General features: G+C 71.2%; 6 protein-coding genes. All 6 read left to right on the forward strand.

Annotated elements, in window-relative coordinates; translation table 11 throughout:
* Positions 1 to 420: hypothetical protein (locus VN378_RS06780; protein ID WP_325742199.1), on the forward strand; the 420-nt coding region annotated here is incomplete at its 5' end.
* A 107-nt stretch (positions 421 to 527) separates the two neighbouring features.
* A complete protein-coding gene (tolB, locus tag VN378_RS06785) occupies positions 528 to 1,892 on the forward strand; it encodes a Tol-Pal system beta propeller repeat protein TolB (protein ID WP_325742201.1) in 1,365 nt (454 codons plus the stop codon).
* Positions 1,893 to 2,017: 125 nt separating this feature from the next.
* Positions 2,018 to 2,572 (forward strand): peptidoglycan-associated lipoprotein Pal, encoded by a 555-nt coding sequence (pal, locus tag VN378_RS06790; RefSeq protein WP_325742207.1) that lies wholly within the window; start codon positions 2,018 to 2,020, stop codon positions 2,570 to 2,572.
* A gap of 85 nt (positions 2,573 to 2,657) precedes the next feature.
* A complete protein-coding gene (locus VN378_RS06795; RefSeq protein WP_325742203.1) occupies positions 2,658 to 3,548 on the forward strand; it encodes a tol-pal system protein in 891 nt (296 codons plus the stop codon).
* A gap of 53 nt (positions 3,549 to 3,601) precedes the next feature.
* Positions 3,602 to 4,894: a tRNA lysidine(34) synthetase TilS gene (gene tilS, locus VN378_RS06800; protein WP_325742209.1), complete on the forward strand. Its 1,293-nt coding sequence runs from the start codon at positions 3,602 to 3,604 to the stop codon at positions 4,892 to 4,894.
* Positions 4,895 to 4,937: 43 nt separating this feature from the next.
* Positions 4,938 to 6,869, forward strand: a complete 1,932-nt coding sequence (ftsH, locus tag VN378_RS06805) for an ATP-dependent zinc metalloprotease FtsH (RefSeq protein ID WP_325742205.1) — start codon at positions 4,938 to 4,940, stop codon at positions 6,867 to 6,869.
* Positions 6,870 to 7,365 lie beyond the last annotated feature (496 nt).

A 7,365-nucleotide genomic window follows, 5' to 3' on the forward strand; every position in this document is an offset into this window, starting at 1 on the left:
CCTCCGCGCCGCGAGGAATCGCTGGACCTCGACTCCCTGGCCGGCCCGCCGCGCCCCGCGCCCCGTCCGGGTCCGCGACCGCCGACCGGCCAGCAAGGTCAGGGCTCCGCGCCCCGGGCGCTGGGACCCGCACAGATCGCCGCCATTTTCAGCCAGGCGGAGGACAACTGGATTCTGCCGTGCGACATCCCGGGCGCGCGCGATCTGCGCATCCAGATGGACGTCACCCTGGACGAACGGGGCCGGATCACCGCGGGACCGACCCTGCTCGGCCAGCGATCGGATCCTGTCTGGCGTGCGGCGGCCGACGGCGCCGTGCGCGCGATTCGGCAGACGGCGCCGTTCAACGTGCCCACGGGTTTCGAAGGCGGGCGCTTCCGCCCCACCTTCGTGACGGAACGCGCCTGCGCCAATCGCTGACGAAGCGTGACAGGGCCTGAAAGTCGCCCCAATCACGGCGATGCTGGCCTTATGCGCACGGTCTGGCGATAAGGACCGGTGTAGGACTGACACCGCGGGAGCCCCTGATGCGATTGAACCGACTGCTGGCGAGCGTCGCCCTCGTGGCGATGACGGCGACTTCGGTCATGGCCCAGACCCCGCCTCCGCAATCCGGCGACCCGGTCGAGGTCGAGATCGACCAGGGCGTGCTGCGCCCGCTGCAGATCGCCGTCGTCAATTTCGACGGCCCGAACGGCGCCGACCTGGGCGGCGTCATCCGCGCCGACCTGCGGCGCTCGGGCTATTTCGAGCCGATGGACCCGGCCAGCTTCGTCGAGACCGGCCTGACCCTGGCCAATGCGCCCAACTTCCCGCAGTGGACCTCGATCGGCGCCCAGGCCGTCCTGTACGGCGCGGTCACGCCCCGCCCGGATCAGCGCAACGACTACGGCTTCCGCCTTTACGACCCCTATCGCCAGTGCCAGCTGGCCTCGTACCAGTTCACCGCCACGCCCGAGCAGTGGCGCCGCATCGGCCACAAGATCGCCGACCTGATCTATCAGCGCATGACGGGCGAAACCGGCCTGTTCGACAGCCGTGTGGTCTTCGTCTCCGAAAGCGGCACCCAGCTGAACCGCCTGTCGCGTCTGACGATCTCGGACCAGGACGGCTTCAACCCCGTCTATCTGACCCAGGGCGAAGAGATCATCATGTCGCCGCGCTTCTCGCTGAGCGACCCCAACGAGATCACCTATGTGGCGCTGGGCAAGGACTACAGCCGCATCTACCTGTTCAACCTGTCGACCCAGCGTCGCGAGAGCCTTGGCGAGTTCGATGGCCAGGTGCTGGCTCCGCGATTCTCGAACGACGGGTCGAAGATGGCCTTTTCGATCATTCGCGGCGGCAATACCGACGTCTATGTGATGGACCTGTCCAGCCGGCAGGTGCGGCGCCTGACCTCGGACCCCGGCATCGACACCTCGCCGTCCTTCAGCCCCGACAACAGCCAGATCGTCTTCACCTCGGACCGGTCCGGCAGCGCCCGCCTGTACGTCATGCGCGCCGACGGCACGGGACAGCGCGCCATCGCCCGCGGCGGCGGCCTGTACACCGCCCCGAACTGGAGCCCGCGCGGCGATCTGATCGCCTTCACCAAACAGGGCGGCGGCCGGTTCTCGACCGGCGTCATGCGGCCCGACGGCTCGGGCGAGCGCATCCTGTCGTCCAGCTATTTCGAGGAAGGCCCCTCCTGGGCCCCCAACGGCCGCTACATCATGTTCGCGCGCCAGAGCCCGGGCGGCGACACCCGGCTGTGGACCGTCGACCTGTCCGGCCGGGTGGTGTCCCAGGCCGGCTACAACGGCCGTGGCTCCGACCCGGCCTGGTCGCCCCTTCTGGACGAACAGCCGTCCAATCTGGGCGGCGGCGGCCCCGACGGCTGCCCGACCTGACTCCAAAGCGGAGCCATATGGCTCGAACCCGCGTTATCGCGACTGGTGAAACCGGTGGCGCGTCAGTAGCAACCCTTTAAAGCCAAGCTTGAGGCCCAGACCTCACCTGAAGGAGACGATCGATGATGAAGCCCTCGACCCTGGTCCGTCTGGCCGCCGTTGGCCTGGCCGTGACCGCCATCGCCGCCTGCACCCCGCGCCGTCCCGCCGACACCGGCGCCGGCGAGAGCGTGCCGCCGGCCGGCAACGAACAATACAATGACAACAGCGCCGCTCCGATTACGGGAGGCGCCGTCGGCGCCGCCGCTCCGGGTTCCGAGCAGGACTTCGTCGTCAACGTCGGCGACCGCGTCTATTTCGACCTCGACAGCTATCAGATCCGCCCCGAGGCCTATCCGCGCATGGACGCCCAGGTCGCCTGGCTGCAGCGCTATCCGAACGTGACGGTCCGCATCGAGGGCAACGCCGACGAACGCGGTACCCGCGAGTACAACCTCGCCCTCGGCGCCCGCCGCGCCGAATCGGTGCGCAGCTACCTGGTGGAGCGCGGCGTCTCCGCCGGCCGCATCGACACCATCAGCTACGGCAAGGAGCGGCCGATCGCGGCCGGTTCGACCGAGGAGGCCTTCGCCCGCAACCGCAACGCCCACACCGCCATCGTTTCGGGCGCGACGCGCTAGGACGGGGACCGCGAAGGGGCCGGCCCGCGCCGGCCCCTTCCGCCCCGTCTTGAACCGGCCCCAAAACGGTGGGACGACAACGACCATGCTGAAGCTGCCCGCCGCCCTCCGCACCCGCAACGCCCTGGTCTCGGTCCTGGGCGTGATCCTGATCGCCGGGACCACCACGGTCGTGGCCCAGACCGCGCCGCTGGAGCCGATCCAGTGGGACAAGCGCCGGCTCGACCAGCTGGACCGCAACGTCCGCCGTCTCGAGCGCGCGGTGACCCAGCGCAACGCCGCCGGCCAGCCCGTCATCATCGAGCCCGACCCCGAGGTCGTGGCCCTGCAGGGCCGCGTCGGCCTGATGGACCGCCGCCTCGCCGACATGGAGGCCACGGTCCAGCGCGTGAACGGCGACCTCGAGCGGCTGACCTTCCAGCTCGACGAGGCCACGCGCGACAACGGCGCCCTGACCACCCGCCTGCGCGACGCCGAGGGCCGCATCCGCGCCATGGAGGAGGCCGCCGCCCGCGCGGCCGAGCTGAGCGCCCCCATCCCGACCACCTCGCCGACCGGCGACGCCGCCCGCGACCTGGCCGCCGCCGCCCGTCTCGCCGCCAGCGACCCGGCGCGCGGCGACCGCGCCCTTCAGACCGTCATCGCCGCCTGGCCCGAGACGCCCCAGGCCCGGGAGGCTTCCAGCCGTCTGGGCGACCTGCGCGTCTCGGCCGGGGATCACGCCGGCGCGGTGTCCGCCTACGCCGCCGCCCTGCGCGGCTGGCCGGCCACGCCCTGGGCCCCCGCGACCACGCTGGAGCTGGCCAATGCGCTGAACGCCAGCGACCGCAAGACCCAGGCCTGCACCGCCCTGACCGAGTTCGGACGCCGCTACGCCGAGGCCGCGGCCCCGGCCGTGCGCGCCCGCGCGGCCGAGGCGCGGACCCGCATCGGCTGCGCTGCACCCGCGGCGGCGCCGGCCCGGCGGCCGGGCTGATCCAGACCTTCAACGACTGGACCGGGCCCGTTCTGGCCCGCCTGTCCGCCCGGCTGGAGCGCAACGTCGGTCATCCGCTCGCCCTGGCCCTGTCGGGCGGCGGCGACTCCATCGCCCTGCTCGATGTCGCCGCCGGGTGGGCGCAGGCGAACGGGCGGCGGCTTCTGGCCTTGACCGTCGACCACGGTCTGAACCCCGACAGCGCCCGCTGGAACGGCTTCGCCCGACAGGCCGCCCGCGAGGTGGGGGCTGAATGGCGTGGCCTCGTCTGGACCGGACCCAGGCCCGCCGCCGGCCTGCCGGCCGCGGCCCGCCGCGCCCGCCACGCCCTGATCGCCGACGCCGCCCGCGAAGCCGGCGCGCGCGTCGTCCTGTTCGCCCACACCGCCGACGACGCGGCCGAGGGCGAAGTGATGCGGGCCGAAGGATCGACCCTCGGCCGGCTGCGCGACTGGGCCCCGTCCCCGGCCTGGCCCGAGGGGCGGGGCCTGATGCTGCTGCGCCCCATGCTGGACGCCGGCCGGACCGAGGTCCGCGACTGGCTGGCGGCGCGCGGGGCGAGCTGGATCGACGACCCGGCCAACGACGATCCGACATACGCCAGGAGCCGCGCCCGCCTGTCCCTTCTCCCGGCGGGAGAAGGTGGCGCGCAGCGCCGGATGAGGGTCGACCGGTCGAGCGGCGAAGCCGCCACCAGACAGCCGACCCTCACCCTTGAGCGCCAGAACGACGGCTTCGCCGCCGTGCGCTCAAGCCCTCTCCCGCAGGGAGAGGGGTGGTTCCAGCTCCCCCGCGACCTCGACTCCCACACCCTCGCCGCCGCCCTCGTCTGCGCGGGCGGCGGCGAACGCACCCCGCGCGGCGACCGGCTGACCGGCCTGCTGGCGCGTCTCCGCCCGGGCGGAGATTTCACCGCCACCCTCTGCGGCGCCCGCATCGCGGCTGACGGCGACGCCGTCCTCATCACCCGCGAGCCCGGCGAGCTGACCCGCCGCCCTCCGCCGCCATTGCCGCTCACGCCCGGCCTCGAGGCGGTCTGGGACGGCCGCTGGGCCATCGCGGCCGACCAGCCCGGCTGGTCCGTCGTCCCCGCGGCGGGCCGCATGGCCGCCCTGTCCGGTCCCGACCGCGCCGCCCTGAAGGCCCTGCCGCCCGCGGCCCGCGGCGGCTGGCCTGTCCTGATCCGGAACGGCGGCGGCGCCCCGGTTCTTGCACAGACGGCCGCCAGGACGCGGTCGCTGGTCGAACAGAGACTGGCGCTCGCGCTGGACCGAATGACGCACGAAAGGGACCTGGGCGCCGTCATCCATGGCGCAACGCCTTCGAACCCCCTATTTTCGACCTGACATCAGTGACGGGGCGCCTCTGCGCCCGAGGAACGAGACGAGCATGAACCTGCGCAACCTGGCCTTCTGGGGCCTCATCATCCTGGGCGCGATGGCCGTCTATGTGGCGGTCAGCCGCCCGGGCGGCATCGCGGCCCCGGCCGGGGCCAAGGCCGCCGCCGAACGGCCCCAGGAGATGACCTATTCCGACCTGCTCAAGGCGCGGACCGCGGGGGACATCCTCCGCGTCGAGTCGCGGGGCGAGACCTTGAAGGTCACGCTGAAGGACAATCGGGTCGTCACCGTCACGACGCCCATGCCCAACGCGCCGCTGCTGGACAGCATCGCCGAAGCCGGCGCGATTGTGGACCCCCAAAGCACGAAGCAGTCGATCTGGGTCAGCGCCCTGATCGGCCTGCTGCCCTTCGTCCTGATCATCGGCCTGTGGGTGCTGATCATGCGCCAGATGCAGGGCGGCGCGCGCGGCGCCATGGGGTTCGGCAAGTCCAAGGCCAAGCTGCTGACCGAGCACAAGGGCCGCAAGACCTTCGACGACGTCGCCGGCGTGGACGAGGCCAAGGAGGAGCTGCAGGAGGTCGTCGACTTCCTCAAGGACCCGGGCAAGTTCCAGAAGCTGGGCGGCAAGATCCCCAAGGGCGCCCTGCTGGTGGGCCCTCCCGGCACCGGCAAGACCCTGCTGGCCCGCGCCGTCGCGGGCGAGGCCGGCGTGCCCTTCTTCTCCATCTCGGGCTCCGACTTCGTCGAGATGTTCGTCGGCGTGGGCGCCAGCCGCGTGCGCGACATGTTCGAACAAGCGAAGAAAAATGCTCCGTGCATCATCTTCATCGACGAAATCGACGCCGTCGGCCGTCACCGCGGCGCCGGACTGGGCGGCGGCAATGACGAGCGCGAACAGACCCTCAACCAGCTGCTGGTCGAGATGGACGGCTTCGAGGCCAATGAGGGCATCATCCTGATCGCCGCCACCAACCGTCCCGACGTGCTGGACCCGGCCCTGCTGCGTCCCGGCCGCTTCGACCGCCAGGTCGTGGTGCCCAATCCGGACGTGAACGGCCGCGAGAAGATCCTGCGCGTCCACATGAAGGACGTGCCCCTGGCCTCGGACGTGGTGGTCAAGACCATCGCCCGCGGCACCCCCGGCTTCTCCGGCGCCGATCTGGCCAATCTGGTCAATGAGGCGGCCCTGATGGCGGCCCGCAAGGACCGCCGCATGGTCACCCACCGCGACTTCGAGGACGCCAAGGACAAGGTCATGATGGGCGCCGAGCGCAAATCCATGGCCATGAACGAGGAAGAACGCCGCCTGACCGCCTATCACGAGGGCGGCCACGCCATCGTGGCCATGAACGTCAAGATGGCCGACCCGGTGCACAAGGCGACCATCGTCCCGCGCGGCCAGGCCCTCGGCATGGTGATGCAGCTGCCGGAAGGCGACCGCTATTCCATGAAATACCAGCAGATGGTCGACCGCATCGCCATCATGGCCGGCGGCCGCGTGGCCGAGGAGCTGATCTTCGGCAAGGAGAACATCACCTCGGGCGCATCGTCGGACATTCAGCAGGCCTCGAAACTGGCCCGCCGCATGGTCACCCAGTGGGGCTTCTCCGACATCCTCGGCACCGTCGCCTATGGCGAGAACGAGCAGGAGGTCTTCCTCGGCCACTCGGTCGCGCGCAGCCAGAATGTCTCGGAAGAGACCGCCCGGATCATCGATTCCGAGGTCAAGCGCATCGTCGGCGCCGGCTGGGACGAGGCCCGCAAGATCCTGACCGACAAGGCCGCCGATCTGGAGACCCTGGCCCAGGCCCTGCTGGAGTACGAGACCCTGTCCGGTCAGGAGATCAAGGACCTGCTGGAAAAGGGCCTCGCGCCCAACCGCGACGAGAGCAACTTCCCCAACGCCGGCCCCTCGGTCTCCGTGCCGATCACCCCGGTGTCCGAGGGCGTGACCGTCGAGGTCCAGACGGTCCACTGACCCCCGTCTGTCTCCTCCCCACGCAGTGGGGAGGGGGACCGCGAAGCGGTGGAGGGGTGGAGGCGGATCGCATGCGATCCGACGACGGGCCGTGCGCAGGCCGGCGGCCCCTCCCTCACGGCGCGACGCCGCGCCGCGGAAGGTCTCCCCATTCGCTCCGCGAACAGGGAGGAGACGGTGAGGCCTCTCCCTCATCCGTGCATCCCCGCCTTCGCGGGGATGCACGGCGTTGTCAGTGCTGGCCTTTCGCCGCCAGCCAGACGACTTTCAGAACCCAACCCTTTGATCCCCCTGCAGATCATCCTCCGAGTAGCGTCCTGAACCCGCCATAGCTGGAACCCGGTCCATACTGTTCCCGTCCCGTCGCAAGGGAGGCTCGCTCGGCCGGCGAACCGAAGCGGCGGCGGGAGCGGAAGGAAGCGGGCCGCGACCGGTCTCCTCGGGGACCGGGACGCGGGCTGACGGGGCTGCAACGTCCAGTCGGCCAGGGGCGGTG

It is taken from the genome of Brevundimonas sp. (assembly GCF_035561115.1).
Lineage (GTDB): Bacteria > Pseudomonadota > Alphaproteobacteria > Caulobacterales > Caulobacteraceae > Brevundimonas.